General features: G+C 63.1%; 12 protein-coding genes, 2 tRNA genes and 3 rRNA genes. 11 read left to right on the top strand and 6 right to left on the bottom strand.

The genetic code is table 11. The annotated features are described in order from the left end of the window. Nucleotides 1-397 precede the first annotated feature (397 nt). The 7 genes from ACEN9G_RS14470 to ACEN9G_RS14440 all read left to right on the top strand — a co-directional run bounded on the left by ACEN9G_RS14470 (nucleotide 398) and on the right by ACEN9G_RS14440 (nucleotide 8997). Nucleotides 398-1720, top strand: coding sequence for an SWIM zinc finger family protein (locus ACEN9G_RS14470; RefSeq protein ID WP_413345948.1), 1323 nt, complete (start codon nucleotides 398-400; stop codon nucleotides 1718-1720). Then, nucleotides 1717-3255, top strand: a complete 1539-nt coding sequence (locus ACEN9G_RS14465) for a DUF5691 domain-containing protein (protein ID WP_483126721.1) — start codon at nucleotides 1717-1719, stop codon at nucleotides 3253-3255. The genes ACEN9G_RS14470 and ACEN9G_RS14465 overlap by 4 nt, the downstream gene beginning before the upstream one ends. Beyond that, nucleotides 3252-4343, top strand: a complete 1092-nt coding sequence (locus tag ACEN9G_RS14460) for an ATP-binding protein (RefSeq protein WP_413341310.1) — start codon at nucleotides 3252-3254, stop codon at nucleotides 4341-4343. The genes ACEN9G_RS14465 and ACEN9G_RS14460 overlap by 4 nt, the downstream gene beginning before the upstream one ends. Further along, entirely contained in the window at nucleotides 4340-6562 is a 2223-nt protein-coding gene (locus ACEN9G_RS14455) for a DUF5682 family protein (RefSeq protein ID WP_413341309.1), read from the top strand. Before ACEN9G_RS14460 ends, ACEN9G_RS14455 begins: the two co-directional genes overlap by 4 nt. Next, entirely contained in the window at nucleotides 6552-7694 is a 1143-nt protein-coding gene (locus ACEN9G_RS14450; RefSeq protein ID WP_413341307.1) for a VWA domain-containing protein, read from the top strand. Before ACEN9G_RS14455 ends, ACEN9G_RS14450 begins: the two co-directional genes overlap by 11 nt. Nucleotides 7695-7754: 60 nt before the next feature. Continuing rightward, entirely contained in the window at nucleotides 7755-8225 is a 471-nt protein-coding gene (locus tag ACEN9G_RS14445; RefSeq protein WP_413341306.1) for a DUF6328 family protein, read from the top strand. A 295-nt stretch (nucleotides 8226-8520) separates the two neighbouring features. After that, nucleotides 8521-8997: a YbhB/YbcL family Raf kinase inhibitor-like protein gene (locus ACEN9G_RS14440; protein WP_413341304.1), complete on the top strand. Its 477-nt coding sequence runs from the start codon at nucleotides 8521-8523 to the stop codon at nucleotides 8995-8997. On the opposite strand, the gene ACEN9G_RS14435 is transcribed toward ACEN9G_RS14440, so the two are convergent. Further along, entirely contained in the window at nucleotides 8991-9890 is a 900-nt protein-coding gene (locus tag ACEN9G_RS14435; RefSeq protein ID WP_413341302.1) for a LysR family transcriptional regulator, read from the bottom strand. The genes ACEN9G_RS14440 and ACEN9G_RS14435 overlap by 7 nt on opposite strands. Before the next feature lie 115 nt (nucleotides 9891-10005). On the opposite strand from ACEN9G_RS14435, the gene ACEN9G_RS14430 reads away from it, so the two are divergent. Beyond that, nucleotides 10006-10851, top strand: a complete 846-nt coding sequence (locus ACEN9G_RS14430; RefSeq protein WP_413341300.1) for an aldo/keto reductase family oxidoreductase — start codon at nucleotides 10006-10008, stop codon at nucleotides 10849-10851. Between the two features lie 51 nt (nucleotides 10852-10902). On the opposite strand, the gene rrf is transcribed toward ACEN9G_RS14430, so the two are convergent. The 5 genes from rrf to ACEN9G_RS14405 all read right to left on the bottom strand — a co-directional run bounded on the left by rrf (nucleotide 10903) and on the right by ACEN9G_RS14405 (nucleotide 16008). Continuing rightward, nucleotides 10903-11015, bottom strand: a 5S ribosomal RNA gene (rrf, locus tag ACEN9G_RS14425). Between the two features lie 126 nt (nucleotides 11016-11141). Beyond that, nucleotides 11142-14018: ribosomal RNA gene (locus ACEN9G_RS14420) — 23S ribosomal RNA — on the bottom strand. 218 nt (nucleotides 14019-14236) lie between these two features. Next, nucleotides 14237-14312: transfer RNA gene (locus ACEN9G_RS14415), tRNA-Ala, on the bottom strand. A gap of 9 nt (nucleotides 14313-14321) precedes the next feature. Then, a tRNA-Ile gene (locus ACEN9G_RS14410) sits at nucleotides 14322-14398 on the bottom strand. 81 nt (nucleotides 14399-14479) lie between these two features. Then, nucleotides 14480-16008: ribosomal RNA gene (locus ACEN9G_RS14405) — 16S ribosomal RNA — on the bottom strand. Together the 16S, 23S and 5S rRNA genes with 2 tRNA genes alongside form the textbook arrangement of a ribosomal RNA operon. A gap of 408 nt (nucleotides 16009-16416) precedes the next feature. On the opposite strand from ACEN9G_RS14405, the gene ACEN9G_RS14400 reads away from it, so the two are divergent. The 3 genes from ACEN9G_RS14400 (at nucleotide 16417) to ACEN9G_RS14390 (ending at nucleotide 19977) form a co-directional block, all read left to right on the top strand. After that, entirely contained in the window at nucleotides 16417-17898 is a 1482-nt protein-coding gene (locus tag ACEN9G_RS14400; protein WP_413343613.1) for a B12-binding domain-containing radical SAM protein, read from the top strand. 88 nt (nucleotides 17899-17986) lie between these two features. Further along, a complete protein-coding gene (locus tag ACEN9G_RS14395) occupies nucleotides 17987-19114 on the top strand; it encodes an MlaE family ABC transporter permease (RefSeq protein WP_413343611.1) in 1128 nt (375 codons plus the stop codon). Further along, nucleotides 19114-19977: an ABC transporter ATP-binding protein gene (locus tag ACEN9G_RS14390; RefSeq protein ID WP_413343609.1), complete on the top strand. Its 864-nt coding sequence runs from the start codon at nucleotides 19114-19116 to the stop codon at nucleotides 19975-19977. Before ACEN9G_RS14395 ends, ACEN9G_RS14390 begins: the two co-directional genes overlap by 1 nt.

The following is a 19977-nucleotide window of genomic DNA, read 5'->3' as shown; positions in this document are numbered from 1 at the left end:
TCTTTTGTGTGAACATTTGATAATTTAAGCATTCAGTATCACCGAAGCGATACTGGCACTTCATCAAACGCCCACACTTATCGACTGTTGATTGTTAAAGAGCTGTATTCGGTACTGCCTTGCTGCGCTTGCGAATCGTTTTGTTCGTCAGCAGCAGAGGAGTGAGATTATGCCGTGCTTCGCTTAACTCGTCAACCCCTCGTCTGTTTTGTCGCGTCGTCGTTTCCGACTCAATTCATGCGCTGCAAAACAGGAGGCGCACTATAACAACCCACGTGCCCTTACGCAAGTACCGTTGCACGAGCGCGACTTCAGCGCCTCCACCATCTAATTGACGTTTAGGCAATAATCACGAATACTGAACTAGAAAATATATCAATCCGCCTGAAGGACACCGGTGACCCTCGACGCCAACCAGATCCTGGCTCTCGCGCCCGATCCCGCCTCGGCCAAGGCCGGCAGCCAGTTGGCGACGCCGCGGAACTGGTCGAATCTCGGCACGAGCGACAGCGCCCTGTGGGGCGAATGCCAGGGCAGCGGCAAGACACCCTATCGCACCCAGATCGACCTCGGCGGCCCCGCCTTCAAATGCACTTGCCCCAGCCGCAAATTCCCCTGCAAGCACGGCCTCGGCCTGTACCTGCTGCGCGCCGCCGAGCCCTTCTTGTTCGACCAGGCGGAGACGCCGGCATGGGTCAGCGACTGGCTGCAGGGACGCCAGTCGCGCCAGGAAAAGAAGACGCTCACAAAAGACGCCGGTCCGGAAGCCGCGGCACTGGCCCGCAAGCGTGAGGAAAAGCGCGAAGACAAAGTGACCGCTGGCCTGGCGGACCTGCAGACCTGGCTGCACGATCTGGCGCGCGAAGGTCTCGCGTCCGTGCGCTCGCGCGGCCAAGGGTTCTGGGATGCGATCGCCGCGCGCATGGCAGATGCCCAGGCGGCCCCGGTCGCACGACGCCTGCGCCGCGCGGGCAGCATGCTCTACCAGTCAGGCTTGCGCAACGCCGAAAGCCTCGTCGCGAACGAACTCGCATCGCTGTACCTGCTGGTCCGGGCATGGCAGCGCATCGACGAACTGGCGCCGGCGCTGCAGGCCGACGTGCGCGCCCTGCTCGGGTGGACGATGAGCCAGGACGACGTCCTGCGCCAGGGCGCCGTCACGGACCGCTGGAGCGTGCTCGCCCAGTGCACGTTCGACGACGAACGCCTGCGCGTGCGCTCGACCTGGCTGTTGGGCGCCGCGACGGGACGCTGGGCCTTGCACCTCCAGTACGCGGTCGGCACGCAGGGCTTCGAACAACAGCTCGCGCCGGGCACCACATTCGACGGTGACCTGTGCTTCTATCCGAGCGCATGGCCGCTGCGCGCGCAGATTCGGCACCAGGACGACGTGCAGCCCCTGTCCGCCATCGCAGGCCCGTCCAGCCTCGACACCCTGCAGGACACGTACGCGGACGCCCTCGCCGCCCAGCCCTTCCTGGAGCGCCACCCGGTGCTGCTCGGCGGCCTCGTACCGGACGGCACGGACCATGGCATCGTCCGCAACGCGCAGGGCCGCCGCATCGCCTTGCATCCGTCTTTCCGCCATCCGGTGCACCTGCTGGCCGTCTCCGGCGGCCATCCGCTCACCGTCTGCGCTGAATGGGATGGCCGCATGCTGCTGCCGCTCGCCGTCTGGCGCGACGGACGGCTCTACAACATCGACAGCAACCTTCCATGAACGACGCCGCGCGCCAGCTGCAGCAGCTGTTAAAAATCGGGATGGCCCGCGCCGGCCGTCCGCCCGCCGGACTCCCCGCGCCGCTCGATGCGTTGCTGCCGCACGATGCCGCGGCGGTGCCGGAAGCGGCGCTGTGGCTCTCGCTCGGTGCACTCGACCTGTGGGAACGCAGCGGTTTTATCGCGCCCGACCTGCCCGCGCCGATGCCGGCATCCGTCGCCGCGCCCGAGACGCTGCGTCCTTGCCCACGCCGTGCGGAAGCCGTCCTGGCCCTGCTGCTGCGCGACCTGCATCCGGCCGGCCTGGAAGCGGAGTGGCTCCGGCTGCTGCACCGGTACGGCGGCCACCTGCCCGCACACATGCTGCCCAAGCTGCTCGATGCGGCCACGCGCCAGCCGGCGCTGCGTCCCGCACTGCTGCCCGTGCTGGGCGAACGGGGACATTGGCTCGCGCGCGTGCAGGCGGAGTGGGACTGGGCCGCCGGCATCGATGCGGAGGCCGCGCCGTGGGACACCGGCACACCGGAGCAACGCGTGGCCGCGCTGCGCGACTGGCGTGCGCGCGATCCGCAGACGGCGCTCGCCGCACTCGCGGCGGCGTGGAGCAGCGAGCCCCCGGACCGGCGCGCGGCCCTGCTGGCCGCCCTGGCCGTCGGACTGGGGCCGGACGACGAAGCCTTCCTCGAAGCGGCGCTCGACGATCGCCGCAAGGAAGTGCGAACGGCGGCCCAGCGCCTGCTCGCGCGCCTGCCCGGATCGCGGCTGGCGCAGCGCATGGAGGGTCGGCTGCTGCCGCTGCTGCGGATCGCATCCGACCGCATCGAACTGGCCTTGCCGGCAGCGCTGGATGCGGCCATGCGGCGCGACGGCATCGGCGCCACGCCGCATCACGGCCTGGGCGAAAAGGCCGGGTGGGTCGTGGACATCCTGGCGGCCGTCGATCCGAACGTGTGGCCGCGCCATGTCGACCGCACACCGCGCGCCTGCCTCGAACTCGCCGCGCACGGCGAATTCGCCGCCGTGTTCGTGCGCGGCTGGGCGCTGGCCGTCCAGCGCCAGGACGGCGCACGCGCGTGGCTGCGCGACTTCCTCGTCTGGTCGGCCGGCGCCCGCCCCTCCCTGCGCGAGGCCGTGCCCGACAGCCTGTTCGACGTCGCCGCCGCCCACATCGCACAAGACGATGCCCTGTTCGACGCCCTCGCCGGCAAGTGGATCGGCGACGGGTTCCCGATGCGGTTAATGACGCGCCTTGCCGCTGGCGCACCACATGCCTGGTCCGCGGACATGAGCCGGTGCGCGCTGGAGCGGCTGCGCACATCGCTGCTGCCGCTGCCCGACATGGGCCACCCGTGGCTCGTACGCCAGATGCTGTCCAGCCTCGCCCTCGCGCTCGACCCGGCGACCACCGTCGCGTCGGAAGCAGGCCTGCGCGCGGCCTGGCAGCCCGACGCCGAGTGGGACAACGCCGTCAATGCATTCTTCGATCTCGCGCGCCTGCGCCACGAGATGACCCTTTCATTCCAGGAGCCCGCATGACCGCCACCTCTTCCGTCCTCCGCCAGCACGCCGAGCAGCAGTACGCCGACGAGCTGGAAGCGCTGATCGCCGCCGATACGCGCCAGCGCCCGCCCCGCTGGAAGATGTCGCCGTGGGCCGTCTCGACATACCTGCTGGGCGGCGAGCTGGAAAACGGCGCGACGATCAGCGCCAAGTACATCGGCAATCCGCGCGTGATCGAGATCGCCGTCGCCACGCTCGCCACCGACCGCGCCCTGCTGCTGCTCGGCGTGCCGGGCACCGCGAAATCGTGGGTGTCCGAACATCTCGCGGCCGCGATCAGCGGCGACTCCACGCTCGTCGTGCACGGCACCGCCGGCACCAGCGAGGAAGCCGTGCGCTATGGCTGGAACTACGCGCAGCTGCTGGCCAAGGGCCCGTCGCAGGAGGCCATCGTCCCGAGTCCCGTGATGCGCGCCATGCGCACGGGACGCATCGCCCGCATCGAGGAACTCACGCGCATGCCGGGCGAGGTGCAGGACGGCCTGATCTCGATCCTGTCCGAGAAGGTCTTGCCGATCGCGGAACTGGACGACGAGGTGCTGGCCGAGAAAGGCTTCAATATCATCGCCACCGCGAACGACCGTGACCGCGGCGTCAACGAGCTGTCGAGCGCACTGAAACGCCGCTTCAACACCGTCGTGCTGCCGCCGCCGCGCACGGCCGACGAGGAAGTGCGCATCGTCGAGACGCGCGTGGCGAGCATCGGGCGCGCATTGGAGCTGCCGGCCGAGACGCCGGCGCTGGAAGAGATCCGCCGCATCGTCACCGTGTTCCGCGAGCTGCGCGAAGGCGTCACCAGCGACGGCAAGACGAAGCTGAAAGTCCCCAGCGCCAGCATGAGCACGGCCGAGGCGATCTCCGTCGTCACGCACGGCCTGTCGCTGGCGGCGCACTTCGGCGACGGCGTGCTGCGCGGCGCGGACCTTGCGGCCGGCATGGTCGGCGCGATCGTCAAGGATCCGCTGCAGGACCGCGTGGCGATGCTCGAATACCTGGAGACCGTCGTCAAGGAGCGCGACGGGTGGAAGGACTTGTACCGCGCCTGCCGCGACGTCATGGCATGAGCGTCCACTTGTTCGGCGTCCGCCACCACGGCCCCGGTTGCGCGCGCAGCCTGGCGGCCGCGCTGTCCGCGCTGGCGCCGGACTGCATCCTCGTCGAGGGTCCGGCGGAAGCGGATGCGCTGGCGCCCTTTGCCGGCCATGCGGAGCTGGTACCGCCCGTGGCCCTGCTGCTGTACGCGCCGGCCGATCCGCAGCGCGCCGTGTTCTACCCGTTCGCCGAGTATTCGCCGGAATGGCAGGCGCTCCGCTACGCGAGCGAACATGGCGCGGAGCTGCGCTTCTGCGATCTGCCGCAGGCCTACCGCTTCGCACTGCGCGCAGCGGACGACAAGAAGGATGACAAGAAGGACGACATCCAGGACGACCCGCTGCGCTGGCTCGCCCGCGCGGCCGGCTACGGCGACACGGAGACGTGGTGGGACCACCTCGTCGAACAGCGCGGCGACAGCCTGGACCTGTTCGCCGCCATCGCCGAGATGATGACGGCGCTGCGCAACGAAGCCGGCCCGCCGTCCGACGACGTCGAAATAAAACGCGAAGCGTGGATGCGCACGGCGATCCGCCAGGCCGTCAAGGATGGCCGCGAACGCATCGCCGTCGTGTGTGGGGCGTGGCACGTGCCGGCCCTCGCGACGCTGCCCAGCGCGAAGAGCGACGCCGATCTGTTGAAAGGCCTGGCGAAGGAAAAGATCGCGGCGACGTGGGTGCCGTGGACGCACGGCCGCCTCACGTTCGCCAGCGGCTACGGCGCGGGCGTGACGGCGCCCGGCTGGTATCGCCACCTGTGGCGCCATCGCGAGCGCGCCGGCCTGCACTGGCTGACGGAAGTCGCGACGCTCCTTCGCAAGCACGATCTCGACGCATCGTCCGCCCACGTGATCGAGGCGGCGCGCCTGGCCGACACGCTGGCCGCGCTGCGCGACCGTCCACGTCCGGGCCTGGATGAATTGATGGAAGCCGTGCGCGCCGTGTTCTGCTACGACAGCGACGCGCCGCTGCGTCTGATCCGGCGCGAACTGCTCGTCGACGAGGCGCTGGGCACCGTGCCGGACGACGTGCCGGCCGTGCCGCTCGCGCAGGACGTGGCCGCGCAGCAGAAGCGCCTGCGCATGCCCGTGCGGGCGGACATGACGGAGCTCGACCTCGACCTGCGCCAGCCCGCTCACCTGGAAAAGAGCGTGCTGCTGCATCGCCTCGCGCTGCTGGGCGTCCCGTGGGGCCGGCAGCAGACCGTCCGCGGCCGGACGGGCACGTTCCACGAGCAATGGCAGCTCGCGTGGGAGCCGGAATTCGCCGTCGACCTGATCGCCGCGAGCCGCTGGGGCGCCACGCTCGACAGCGCCGCAACTGCGCTCGCCGCCGACCGCGCCGCGCAGGTGCACACCCTGCCGGAACTCACGCGCCTGATGGAGACGATCTTGCTGGCCGACCTGCGCGCGGCCGTCGATCCGCTGATGGCGCGCATCCAGGAAGTGGGCACGTTGACGCCCGACCTCGGGCCGCTGCTGGCGGCGCTGCCGTCGCTCGTCAACGTGCTGCGCTACGGCAGCGCGCGCAACGTGGACACGCAGGCACTGGCGAGCGTCGTCGACGGTCTCCTGGCGCGCGCGTGCATCGCGCTGCCGTACGGCCTGCGCGGCGTCGCGGACGATGCGGCCGCCGCACTGCTGGGCCAGATCATCGCGGCCGACCAGGCCGTGCGCCTGTTGCAGGACGAGGCGCATGCGGCGGCCTGGTTCGATGCGCTGGAGGCCGGCGCGACGAGCGATTTGTCGCATCCGCTGCTGGCGGGGCGGTGCGGCCGCATCCTCACCGAGCAGGGACGCTGGGACAGCGAGCGCGCCGCGCGCCAGCTCGCGCTGCGTTGCTCGCCGGCCGTGCCGCCGCTCGTTACCGCGCACTGGCTCGAAGGGTTTTTACAGGGCAGCGGCGCGCTGCTCGCGCACAGCGACCCGTTGTGGCATATCGTGAACGCCTGGCTGCTCGCGCAGCCGGACCATGTGTTCACGGAACTGCTGCCGCTGCTGCGCCGGACGGTCGCCACGTTCAGCGCACCGGAGCGGCGCGAACTGGGCCAGCGTGCGGCGCAAGCAGGCGGCGCGGTCACGCACGCCGCGGCGGCAACGGCCATCGATCCGGCGCGGGCGCGCCGCGTGCTGCCCATCCTGCACACGCTGTTCGGGACTCGGTCACTCCAGGAGGCCGTCCATGGCGAATGAACAAGAAGCAGCGCGCCGCTGGCGCCTCGTGCTGGGCCAGGACGCGGGCGAATCACTCAACTTGGGCGGTGCCGATGCCGCGATCGATGCGGCACTCGACGCGCTGTACGGCGCCGGTCCGGAGACGCGCAGCGGCGGCCTGGGTGGATCGGCACCGCGCGTGGCGCGCTGGCTGGGCGACATCCGCCAGTACTTCCCGTCCAGCGTCGTGCAGGTGATGCAGAAGGATGCGTTCGACCGCCTCGGCCTGCAGCAGATGCTGTGCGAACCGGAGATGCTGGCGGCCGTCGAGCCGGACGTGCACCTCGTCGCGACGCTCCTCAGCCTGAACCGCGTCCTGCCGAACAAGACGCGCGCGACGGCCCGCGCCGTCGTTGCGAAGGTCGTCGAGGAACTGGAAAAGAAGCTGTCCACGCCGATGCGCCAGGCCGTGTCGGGAAGCCTGAACCGGGCGGCGCGCAACCGGCGCCCGCGCCACCAGGACATCGACTGGCTGCGCACCATCCGCGCCAACCTGCGGCACTATCAACCGGACTACCAGACGATCATCCCGGAGACGCGCATCGGCTACGGCCGGCGCGGACGCTCGCTGCGCGACATCGTGCTGTGCGTCGACCAGAGCGGATCGATGGCGCCGTCCGTCGTGTACGCGAGCGTGTTCGCGGCGGTCCTTGCGAGCATCAAGGCGGTGACGACGTCGGTGGTCGTGTTCGACACGGCCGTCGTTGACCTGACGCCGCTGCTGCACGACCCGGTCGAGGTCCTGTTCGGCACGCAGCTCGGCGGCGGCACGGACATCAACCGCGCGCTCGCGTATTGCCAGGGTCTCGTCACGCGGCCGCAGGACACGATCTTCGTCCTGATCAGCGACTTGTACGAGGGCGGCAACAATGCGGAGATGCTGCGGCGCGCGGCGAGCCTCGTCGGCAGCGGCGCGCAGGTGATATCCCTGCTCGCGCTGGACGACAGTGGCGCCCCTTCGTACGACCGCAACAATGCGGCGCAGCTGGCCGCGCTGGGCATCCCCTGCTTCGCCTGCACGCCAGATTTATTCCCCGACCTGATGGCGGCGGCGATCCAGCGGCACAGCCTGGAACAATGGGCATCGCAGGCCGGCATCGTCCACGCGTAACGACGTGCTTCAATCGTGCGGTCGGTTGAACACAGCCGTGTTTGGCGCTACTGTCATCCCATGGACGATCAAGCTTCTCAACAAGAAAAGAACCACCGAGCCATGCGCGACATCATCGAAGAGGCGCGCTGCATTCTCCCAGGCCTGCAGGCGGTGTTTGGTTTCCAGACGATCGCCGTGTTCAACGAACGGTTCAATGACCTCGCGCCGTACGCACAGGCGTGCCACATGGTCGGCCTCGCTTTGATGGTGATCGCGATGGCTCTCCTGATGACGCCGGCAGTGTATTACCGCGCCCAGCACGGTTACGCGACGTCGCTCATGGTCAAGGTAGCGCGCAAAGCCATCCGGGGTGCGTTGATGCCACTGGCTCTTGGGCTGTCGCTCGACATGTTGACGGTCGTGTCGCTTGCAACCGACATGCTCTCGCTCAGTATCGCTGCCGCGGTTGCCTCACTCCTCCTCTTTGTGGGACTCTGGTACATCATTCCGCGCCGTGACCCGATCCAGGTCGGCGAACCGCGGTCCTGACGCCGGCGTGGCCGCGGCCGTGTTGTGTGAGGCGGCGAACAGATGAGGGCGCTTGCACCCGGATAATGCTCCTGTGTCCACGGCATCGTGGACAAGAATTTTACGAACTGGGCGACACTGGCCTACCTTCAAGTTCCGATATCGGGGGGAGCACAGACGGTGGCGGGTGTTTGCCCAGCCGTTCACGCAGCGGCGACGCGACGATCGCGCGCCTGCTGTGACGGCTGGAAGCGGTGCAACCGAGAGCGTTTGCCGATGTCGAAGCCTGTAGCGTTTCGACTCCAGGGAGGCAAGCATGAGCCTGACATTGACCTCGGCCGACTTCACGCCCGGCGGCCCCATCCCCGCCATCCACACATGCGATGGCGCGAATACGTCGCCCGCGCTGTCGTGGTCCGGCGTCCCGCCCGACACCCGCAGCCTCGTCCTCATCATCGACGACCCGGACGCGCCCGATCCAGCGGCACCGAAAATGACCTGGGTGCACTGGGTGCTGTACAACCTGCCGCCGCAGGCCAACCACCTTCCCGCCGGGATACGCGAGGCGGAACTGCCGCGCGGCACGCAAGCCGGCCTGAACGATTTCAAGAACACGCGCTACGGCGGGCCATGTCCGCCCATCGGACGGCACCGCTACGTGCATAAATTATATGCGCTCGACACCGTGCTGCCCGACCTGCGTCACCCGACCAAGCCCCAGCTGGAAAAGGCGATGCAGGGACATGTGAAGGCGCAGGCGGAACTGATCGGCACCTATCAGCGCGGTCACTGATCCGCGCGGATGAAATCGATGAAGGCGCGTAGTGGCGCGGGGACGAGCCTGCGCCCCGGATAGTAGAGATACGGGCCGGAAAAGGATGGCCACCACGATTCCAGCACGGGCTCGAGCTCGCCGCGGTCGATATACGGGCGCAGCCAGTCCTCGAACAGGTAGACGATGCCCGTGCCGGCGACGGCGACGTCGATTTTCAGGTCGAGAGCGCCGCCCACCTGGACGAGCAATTGTCCGGGCGGATCGATCGTGATCGTCTCGCCGCCGCGTTCGAACGTCCAGCGGATGACGGCGCCGCTGGCAAAACGCGCGCGCATGCAAGCGTGGTCCAGCAAGTCGCGCGGATGCTGAGGGCGGCCGCGCCGGTCGAGATAGTCGGGCGCCGCGGCTGCGGCCATGCGCTGGATGCGCGGGCCGATGGGCACGGCGACCATGTCCTGCTCGAGCTTTTCCTCGTAGCGGATACCCGCATCGCAGCCGGCCGCGAGCACGTCGACGAAGCTCTCGTCCGCGATCACTTCCAGGCGGATTTCGGGGTACGCGGCCAGGAAGCGCGGCACAATGGACGGCAGCACGAGCCGGGCCGCACTCATCGGTACATTGAGTTTGAGAGTGCCGGTGGGCGTATCGCGAAAACCATTGACCACGTCGAGCGCACTCTCGACTTCGGTGAGCACGGGGTCCAGGCGCGCAAGCAGGCTACGGCCCGCTTCCGTCGGCACGACGCTGCGCGTGGTGCGGTTGAGCAGGCGCACGCCGAGCTTTGCTTCGAGGCGCCGTACCGCATCGCTGAGACCGGATGCGCTGCCGCTCGTGGCCCGCGCGGCATCGCGGAAGCCACCGGCACGCGCGACGGCGACGAAGGCGGACAGATCGCCCAGATCGACTTTCATGTGTTTTCCATTGTCCGTTTTGACGTACAACCCATGCGGATTATGCCGGATTGTCCTGAGATCGTCGCGGGCTTATCGTGGCTGCACTGTTCACTATCCATCAAGGAGAATCTCAATGTCCACCACGTATCAACTCGGCGACCGCACCGTCCGGCGCCTCGGCTATGGTGCCATGCAGCTGGCAGGACCCGGCGTCTTCGGGCCGCCGCGGGATCGGGAGGCCGCGCTCGCCGTGCTGCGCGACGCGGTGGCGCTCGGCGTCAACCACATCGACACTTCGGATTTCTACGGCCCTCACATCACCAATCAATTGATCCGGGAAGCGCTGCATCCGTATCCGGACGACCTCGTCATCGTCACCAAGGTCAGTGCGCGACGGGACGCCCAGGGTGCGTGGTTGCCGGCCACGTCGCCGAAGGAACTGCGCGAGGCCGTGCACGATAATCTGCGCAATCTCGGCCTGGACGTGCTGGAGGTGGTCAATTTCCGCAGCATGTTGGATGTCCATGGTCCGGCGGAAGGGTCGCTCGAAGAACAGGTGACGACATTGGCGGAGCTGCGCGAGGAAGGTCTCATCAAGCACGTCGGCCTGAGCAACGTGACGATGAAGCAAGTCGAGGACGCACGGCGCATCGTGCCGATCGCGTGCGTGCAGAACATGTACAACCTCGTACACCGCAATGACGATGCGCTGGTCGATGCCCTGGCGCGCGACGGTATTGCGTATGTGCCGTTCTTCCCGCTCGGTGGCTTTTCGCCGCTGCAGTCGGATGCGTTGTCCGCAGTCGCAGCCGAGTTGGGGGCGACGCCGATGCAGGTAGCAATCGCCTGGCTGTTGCAGCGGTCGCCGAACATTCTGCTGATTCCCGGGACGTCGTCGAGTGCCCACCTGCGCGAGAACCTGAAGGCGACGGATCTCGTGTTGTCTCCGGGTGTGCTGAAGAAGCTCGAGAGGATCTAGAAAGCAAAAAGCCCGCTCAGTATCAACTGAGCGGGCTTCTGCATATAACTAGCCTGACGATAACCTACTTTCACACTGGTTGCAGCACTATCATCGGCGCAGAGTCTTTTCACGGTCCTGTTCGGGATGGGAAGGGGTGGTACAGACTTGCTATGGTCATCAGGCATAACTTGTACGAGTGCCGCTTGCATAGTGCATGCGTCACTCTGAATCCGGAAGAAGCAGTTTTCGTAATCTGTTGTCTCAACAAACAGCTGAACCCTTGCAATGGCAATGACTGCCAAGGTTATAGGGACAAGCCGTACGGGCAATTAGTATCAGTTAGCTTAATGCATTACTGCACTTCCACACCTGACCTATCAACGTCCTGGTCTCGAACGACCCTTCAAGGAGCTCAAGGCTCCGGGAAATCTCATCTCAAGGCGAGTTTCCCGCTTAGATGCTTTCAGCGGTTATCTCTTCCGAACTTAGCTACCCGGCAATGCCACTGGCGTGACAACCGGTACACCAGAGGTTCGTCCACTCCGGTCCTCTCGTACTAGGAGCAGCCCCCTTCAAATTTCCAACGCCCACGGCAGATAGGGACCAAACTGTCTCACGACGTTTTAAACCCAGCTCACGTACCACTTTAAATGGCGAACAGCCATACCCTTGGGACCGGCTACAGCCCCAGGATGTGATGAGCCGACATCGAGGTGCCAAACTCCCCCGTCGATATGAACTCTTGGGAGGAATCAGCCTGTTATCCCCAGAGTACCTTTTATCCGTTGAGCGATGGCCCTTCCATACAGAACCACCGGATCACTATGTCCTACTTTCGTACCTGCTCGACTTGTCGGTCTCGCAGTTAAGCACGCTTATGCCATTGCACTATTAGCACGATGTCCGACCGTACCTAGCGTACCTTCGAACTCCTCCGTTACACTTTAGGAGGAGACCGCCCCAGTCAAACTGCCTACCATGCACTGTCCCCGACCCGGATCACGGGCCAAGGTTAGAACCTCAAACGAACCAGGGTGGTATTTCAAGGTTGGCTCCACGAGAACTGGCGTCCCCGCTTCAAAGCCTCCCACCTATCCTACACAGATTGGTTCAAAGTCCAATGCAAAGCTACAGTAAAGGTTCATGGGGTCTTTCCGTCTAGCCGCGGGTAGATTGCATCATCACAAACATTTCAACTTCGCTGAGTCTCGGGAGGAGACAGTGTGGCCATCGTTACGCCATTCGTGCAGGTCGGAACTTACCCGACAAGGAATTTCGCTACCTTAGGACCGTTATAGTTACGGCCGCCGTTTACTGGGACTTCAATCAAGAGCTTGCACCCCATCATTTAATCTTCCAGCACCGGGCAGGCGTCACACCCTATACGTCCACTTTCGTGTTTGCAGAGTGCTGTGTTTTTATTAAACAGTCGCAGCCACCAGTTTATTGCAACCCTTTCACCCTCATGGAGTAAACCATTCAAGCTACCGGGGCGTACCTTATCCCGAAGTTACGGTACCAATTTGCCGAGTTCCTTCTCCCGAGTTCTCTCAAGCGCCTTAGAATACTCATCTCGCCCACCTGTGTCGGTTTGCGGTACGGTCTCGTATGACTGAAGCTTAGAGGCTTTTCTTGGAACCACTTCCGATTGCTTCGTGCCACAAGGGCACACGTCTCGACCCCTTGAATTACGCGCCCGGATTTGCCTAAGCGCCTTCTATGAGTCAAGAACCAACTATTCCAACAGTTGGACAACCTTCCGCGATCCGTCCCCCCATCGCATCATACGACGGTGCAGGAATATTAACCTGCTTCCCATCAGCTACGCATCTCTGCCTCGCCTTAGGGGCCGACTCACCCTGCTCCGATGAACGTTGAACAGGAAACCTTGGGCTTTCGGCGAGAGGGCTTTTCACCCTCTTTATCGCTACTCATGTCAGCATTCGCACTTCCGATACCTCCAGCATCCTTTACAAGACACCTTCTCAGGCTTACGGAACGCTCTCCTACCATATGTGCAAGCACATATCCGCAGCTTCGGTGACTGGCTTAGCCCCGTTACATCTTCCGCGCAGGACGACTCGATCAGTGAGCTATTACGCTTTCTTTAAATGATGGCTGCTTCTAAGCCAACATCCTGACTGTTTTAGCCTTCCCACTTCGTTTTCCACTTAGCCAATCTTTGGGACCTTAGCTGGCGGTCTGGGTTGTTTCCCTCTTGACGCCGGACGTTAGCACCCGACGTCTGTCTCCCAAGCTCGCACTCATCGGTATTCGGAGTTTGCAATGGTTTGGTAAGTCGCAATGACCCCCTAGCCATAACAGTGCTCTACCCCCGATGGTGATACTTGAGGCACTACCTAAATAGTTTTCGGAGAGAACCAGCTATTTCCAGGTTTGTTTAGCCTTTCACCCCTACCCACAGCTCATCCCCTAATTTTTCAACATTAGTGGGTTCGGACCTCCAGGGCGTGTTACCGCACCTTCATCCTGGCCATGGGTAGATCACCTGGTTTCGGGTCTACACCCAGCGACTGTCGCCCTGTTCGGACTCGATTTCTCTACGGCTCCCCTATCCGGTTAACCTCGCCACTGAATGTAAGTCGCTGACCCATTATACAAAAGGTACGCCGTCACCCCACGAAGAGGCTCCGACTGTTTGTATGCACACGGTTTCAGGATCTATTTCACTCCCCTCCCGGGGTTCTTTTCGCCTTTCCCTCACGGTACTGGTTCACTATCGGTCGATTACGAGTATTTAGCCTTGGAGGATGGTCCCCCCATCTTCAGACAGGATTTCTCGTGTCCCGCCCTACTTGTCGTACGCTTAGTACCACCGTTCGAATTTCGTGTAAGGGGCTATCACCCTCTATGGCCAGCATTTCCAGGCTGTTCCACTATTCGATCGACTATCACGTACAAGGCTCATCCCATTTCGCTCGCCACTACTTTGGGAATCTCGGTTGATTTCTTTTCCTGCAGCTACTTAGATGTTTCAGTTCGCCGCGTTCGCTTTGCATACCTATGTATTCAGTATGCAATGACCTAAAAGGCCGGGTTTCCCCATTCGGAAATCTGCGGATCAAAGTGTGTTTGCTCACTCCCCGCAGCTTATCGCAAGCTACTACGTCCTTCATCGCCTGTAATCGCCAAGGCATCCACCATGTGCACTTATTCACTTGTCCCTATAACGTTGGCCCCTGCATGAGTATCAGGGAACGTCATATCGACAAGAGTTCAGCTTACTATGTTTGTTGATACATACAGATTACTACCCTAAGTGTGCATCTGACTTTCGCCAGCTACACGCTTAAAGAAAACTTTACTTCTTCCAGATTGTTAAAGAACGAGAACTACACTTATCTAAACCACGCGGGCTTACATAAATGCAGTGAACAGAGAGTGGTGGAGGATGACGGGATCGAACCGACGACCCCCTGCTTGCAAAGCAGGTGCTCTCCCAGCTGAGCTAATCCCCCAGTGTAACGTGGTAGGGCTGGTTGGACTCGAACCAACGACCCCCGCGTTATCAACACGGTGCTCTAACCAGCTGAGCTACAGCCCCGAAAACTCTTCTCGTTTAACTTTGAACAGTCGATAAGCGTAGGCGCTTGATGATGAGTCGTTAGACTCCGTGCCACTCTAGAAAGGAGGTGATCCAGCCGCACCTTCCGATACGGCTACCTTGTTACGACTTCACCCCAGTCACGAATCCTACCGTGGTAAGCGCCCTCCTTGCGGTTAAGCTACCTACTTCTGGTAAAACCCGCTCCCATGGTGTGACGGGCGGTGTGTACAAGACCCGGGAACGTATTCACCGCGGCATGCTGATCCGCGATTACTAGCGATTCCAACTTCACGCAGTCGAGTTGCAGACTGCGATCCGGACTACGATACACTTTCTGGGATTAGCTCCCCCTCGCGGGTTGGCGGCCCTCTGTATGTACCATTGTATGACGTGTGAAGCCCTACCCATAAGGGCCATGAGGACTTGACGTCATCCCCACCTTCCTCCGGTTTGTCACCGGCAGTCTCATTAGAGTGCCCTTTCGTAGCAACTAATGACAAGGGTTGCGCTCGTTGCGGGACTTAACCCAACATCTCACGACACGAGCTGACGACAGCCATGCAGCACCTGTGTTCAGGTTCCCTTTCGGGCACCCCTCAATCTCTCGAGGGTTCCTGACATGTCAAGGGTAGGTAAGGTTTTTCGCGTTGCATCGAATTAATCCACATCATCCACCGCTTGTGCGGGTCCCCGTCAATTCCTTTGAGTTTTAATCTTGCGACCGTACTCCCCAGGCGGTCTACTTCACGCGTTAGCTGCGTTACCAAGTCAATTAAGACCCGACAACTAGTAGACATCGTTTAGGGCGTGGACTACCAGGGTATCTAATCCTGTTTGCTCCCCACGCTTTCGTGCATGAGCGTCAATCTTGACCCAGGGGGCTGCCTTCGCCATCGGTGTTCCTCCACATCTCTACGCATTTCACTGCTACACGTGGAATTCTACCCCCCTCTGCCAGATTCAAGCCTTGCAGTCTCCATCGCAATTCCCAGGTTAAGCCCGGGGCTTTCACGACAGACTTACAAAACCGCCTGCGCACGCTTTACGCCCAGTAATTCCGATTAACGCTTGCACCCTACGTATTACCGCGGCTGCTGGCACGTAGTTAGCCGGTGCTTATTCTTCAGGTACCGTCATTAGCCCAGGATATTAGCCTGAACCGTTTCTTCCCTGACAAAAGAGCTTTACAACCCGAAGGCCTTCTTCACTCACGCGGCATTGCTGGATCAGGCTTGCGCCCATTGTCCAAAATTCCCCACTGCTGCCTCCCGTAGGAGTCTGGGCCGTGTCTCAGTCCCAGTGTGGCTGGTCGTCCTCTCAGACCAGCTACTGATCGTCGCCTTGGTGAGCCTTTACCTCACCAACTAGCTAATCAGATATCGGCCGCTCCAGGAGCATGAGGTCCGAAGATCCCCCACTTTCATCCTTGGATCGTATGCGGTATTAGCGTAACTTTCGCTACGTTATCCCCCACTCTTGGGTACGTTCCGATATATTACTCACCCGTTCGCCACTCGCCGCCAGGTTGCCCCGCGCTGCCGTTCGACTTGCATGTGTAAAGCATGCCGCCAGCGTTCAATCTGAGCCAGGATCAAACTCTTCAGTTTAATCTCTGTTTTTGCTACTTTCGTAGCATGTCGCTCACTCAAAATACTGACCGTCACTCATTGCTGAGCAACGTATTTCTTTTGTGTGAACATTTGATAATTTAAGCATTCAGCACCCCGAAGGATGCTGGCACTTCATCAAACGCCCACACTTATCGACTGTTGATTGTTAAAGAGCTGTATTCGGTACTGCCTTGCTGCGCTTGCGAATCGTTTTGTTCGTCAGCAGCAGAGAAGTGAGATTATGCAGTGTTTCGCGATGTTCGTCAACTTCTTTTTATTCCCATCGAAGCGTTCAGAACCGTTTGAAGGCCTGTCGTTTGCGACGAGGGACCGAATCATACCAGCGTCGCATACGGGCCGCAAGTCCCGCTACAATGCATCCTTTGCCGTCCTCCCCGCACCGCCATGACCATCCTGCTCTCCACCCTCAATGCCCGCTACGCCCACGCTGCGCTCGGGCTGCGCTATCTGCTGGCCAATATGGGCGAGCTCCAGGAACAGACGAGCCTGATGGAATTCGTCATCGGCGCGAAGACCGTGGAGGTCGTCGAACGCCTGCTGGCGAAGAAGCCGCGCATCGTCGGCTTCGGCATCTATATATGGAACGTCGAGGAAACGACCAAGGCCGTCGCAATGCTCAAACGCGTCGCGCCCGAGGTGACGGTCGTGTTGGGCGGGCCGGAAGTCTCGTACGAGACGAACGAGCAGGAGATCGCGCGCCTGGCCGACTATGTCGTCACCGGCTGGGGCGACATCACCTTCCCCAAGCTGTGCGGCGAGATCCTTAATGGCCCCAAGCCGATCATGAAGGTGCATGCGGGCGTGCAGCCCCCGATGGCGGACATCTCCCTGCCTTACACCTTATATAGCGACGAAGACATCGCCCACCGCACCCTCTACGTGGAAGCGTCGCGCGGCTGCCCGTTCAAATGCGAGTTCTGCCTGTCGTCGCTGGACAAGACGGCCTGGCCATTCGGCATCGACACCTTTCTCGCGGAGATGGAGACGCTGTACCAGCGCGGCGCACGATTATTCAAATTCGTCGACCGCACATTCAACCTGAACGTCAAGACGAGCCAGCGCATCATGCAGTTCTTCCTCGACAAGATCGCGGCGAATCCCGATGATCCGGTCTATGCCCACTTCGAACTGGTCCCGGACCACCTGCCGGAAGCGCTGAAGGCGACGATCGCGCAATTCCCGCCCGGCGCGCTGCAGTTCGAGATCGGCATCCAGAGCTTCAACCCGGAAGTGCAGACGCTCGTCAGCCGCCGCCAGGACAATGCCAAGGCCGCGGACAACATCCGCTGGCTCACGACGCAATCGCACGCCCACCTGCACGTGGACCTGATCGCCGGCCTGCCGGGCGAAGACGTCGAATCGTTCGCGCGCGGCTTCGACCAACTGGTCGCCCTCGGCCCGCACGAGATCCAGTTCGGCATCCTCAAGCGCCTGCGCGGCACGCCGATCATCCGCCACACGGAACCGTACAAGATGGTGTATGAGCCGTACCCGCCCTACACCGTGCTGGCCACCGACCGCATCGACTTCGCCACCATGCAACGGCTCGTGCGCTTTGCCCGCTACTGGGACCTGGTCGCGAACTCCGGCCGCTTCGCCCACACGGTCAAGGTGCTGCTGGGCGACAGCCCGTTCGCCAACTTCATGGCGTTCTCGGACTGGATCTACACGCAGCTCGACGCCACCCACCGCATCGCGCTCGACCGCCTGGCCAAGCTTGTGCAGGCCTGGCTGCAGCGCCAGGGCATGCCGGCCGCCGACGCTGCCGCCCTCATCGCGAGCGACTACGCCGGCAGCGCCCACAAGCCGGCCGACAAGTCGACGCACGCAGCACCCGAGCGCCAGGTTCGCCACCTCGCAGCGTAAACACGGCAATGTGCGCCACCGAACGCTATCCGGTCACGGTAACGTAGCGCTGGTGGCGGCAGTCGCGAATCTCTTTTACACTGCCGCAATGCGGATTGAAAATGCGCCAACATTAACCATCGAACACCCAGACGCCGGCGCGGGGCAATCCGTGGTGGCGCGCGGCGTATGGCAGGTCCACGCGTTTTCCCGGCGCGGCTTCAAGGACATCGAAAAGACGCTGAAATCCCTCGCCGGCAAGCCGGTCGTTTGGGACCTCTCCGAGATCGCCAGCCTCGATCACATCGGCGCCCAGTTGTTCTGGAGTTCGTGGGGCAAGCGCCGCCCCGAGCAGCTGAAGCTCGACCCGAAGCAGGAAGAACTCTTCGAGCGCATCGAGAAATCCGGCCGGATCGAGCTGCCGCGCACGCGCAAGAGCCATCTGCAATGGGTGATCACGCTGGGCGGCGGCGTGCTGAGTTTCTTCGAACACCTGCGCGGCGCGATCACCCTGATCGGCCAGGTGGTGCAGGACATCGGCCGCTTCATCCGCCATCCGCTGTCCGGACCTTGGCGCGAAGTGTCGGCCAATATTTATCACTCCGGCTTCCAGGCGCTCGGCATCACGGCGCTCGTGGGCTTCCTGATCGGGGTCGTGCTGTCGTACCTGTCGGCGCAGCAGCTGCGCATGTTCGGCGGCGACATCTACCTCGTCAACATCCTCGGCATGAGCATCATCCGCGAACTGGGGCCGCTGCTGGCGGCGATCCTCGTCGCGGGCCGTTCCGGGTCGTCGATCACGGCGCAACTGGGCGTGATGCGCGTGACGGAGGAACTCGACGCAATGCTGGTGATGGGCATCTCGCACGGCTACCGTCTCATCATGCCCAAGGTGGTCGCGCTCGCGCTGGCGATGCCGCTGCTCGTCGTGTGGACGGATGCGATGGCCCTGATCGGCGGCATGGTCTCCGCGAAGATCGAACTGAACCTGACGATGCGCTACTTCATCCAGAAGCTGCCGTCCGCCGTGCCGATCGTGAATTACACCATCGGCCTCGCGAAGGGCGTCGCGTTCGGCATGCTGATCGCGCTCGTCTCGTGCCACTTCGGCCTGCGCATCAAACCGAACACGGAAAGCCTGGGCCGCGGCACGACGACGTCGGTCGTCACGGCGATCACCGTCGTGATCCTGGCCGACGCCGTGTTCGCGATTATCTTCTCGGGAGTGGGCTTCTGATGGCGAATCCTGCTCAACCAGCCCAACGCCCGCCGCAGCAACTGAACCGCGAGCCCGAGGAAGACGTCGGGCCGCCGGTCGTCCAGATCCGCAACCTGTGGACGCGCTTCGGCCGCACCGTCGTCCACCAGGACCTGAACCTCGACATCTATGCGGGCGAAATCCTGTCCATCGTGGGCGGATCCGGGACCGGCAAGACCGTGCTGCTGCGCCAGATGCTGGGCCTGGAGCGGCCGTCCAGCGGCTGCGTGCGGGTGTTCGGCGAGGATGTCAGCAGCGCCAGCCCGGAACAGCTGCAGCGCATGCGCAACCACTGGGGCATGCTGTTCCAGCAGGGCGCGCTGTATTCCGCGCTCACGGTATTCGACAACATCGCCCTGCCGCTGCGCGAACTGCGCGCCCTGCCCGAGGAGGTCGTGCGCGCCGCCGTGCTGCTCAAGATGGACATGGTCGGACTCGGCCCGGGCGACGCGAACAAGATGCCGTCCGACCTGTCGGGCGGGATGATCAAGCGCGCGGCCCTCGCGCGCGCGCTCGCGCTCGAGCCGCAACTGCTGTTCCTCGACGAGCCGACGGCGGGCCTCGACCCCGACCTGTCCGATTCGTTCGTGGCGCTGATCCAGACGCTGCACAGCGAGCTGAAACTCACCGTCGTGATGGTCACGCACGACCTGGACACGCTGTTCGCGCTGTCCTCGCGCATCGCCGTGCTGGCGGAGAAGCACGTGATCGCGGTGGGACCGTCGTGCGACGTGCTGCGCGTGCAGCACCCCTTCATCAAACACTTTTTCCTGGGGCCGCGCGGCCAGCGGGCGCTGGAAGTGCTGGAAGAGCGCATCGCAAGAAAGGAGTCGGAAGACTGA

Source organism: Massilia sp. Masssp94 (assembly GCF_059491305.1).
The sequence above is the reverse complement of the archived record's forward strand: the minus strand, read 5'-3'. Positions and strand labels throughout refer to the sequence as shown.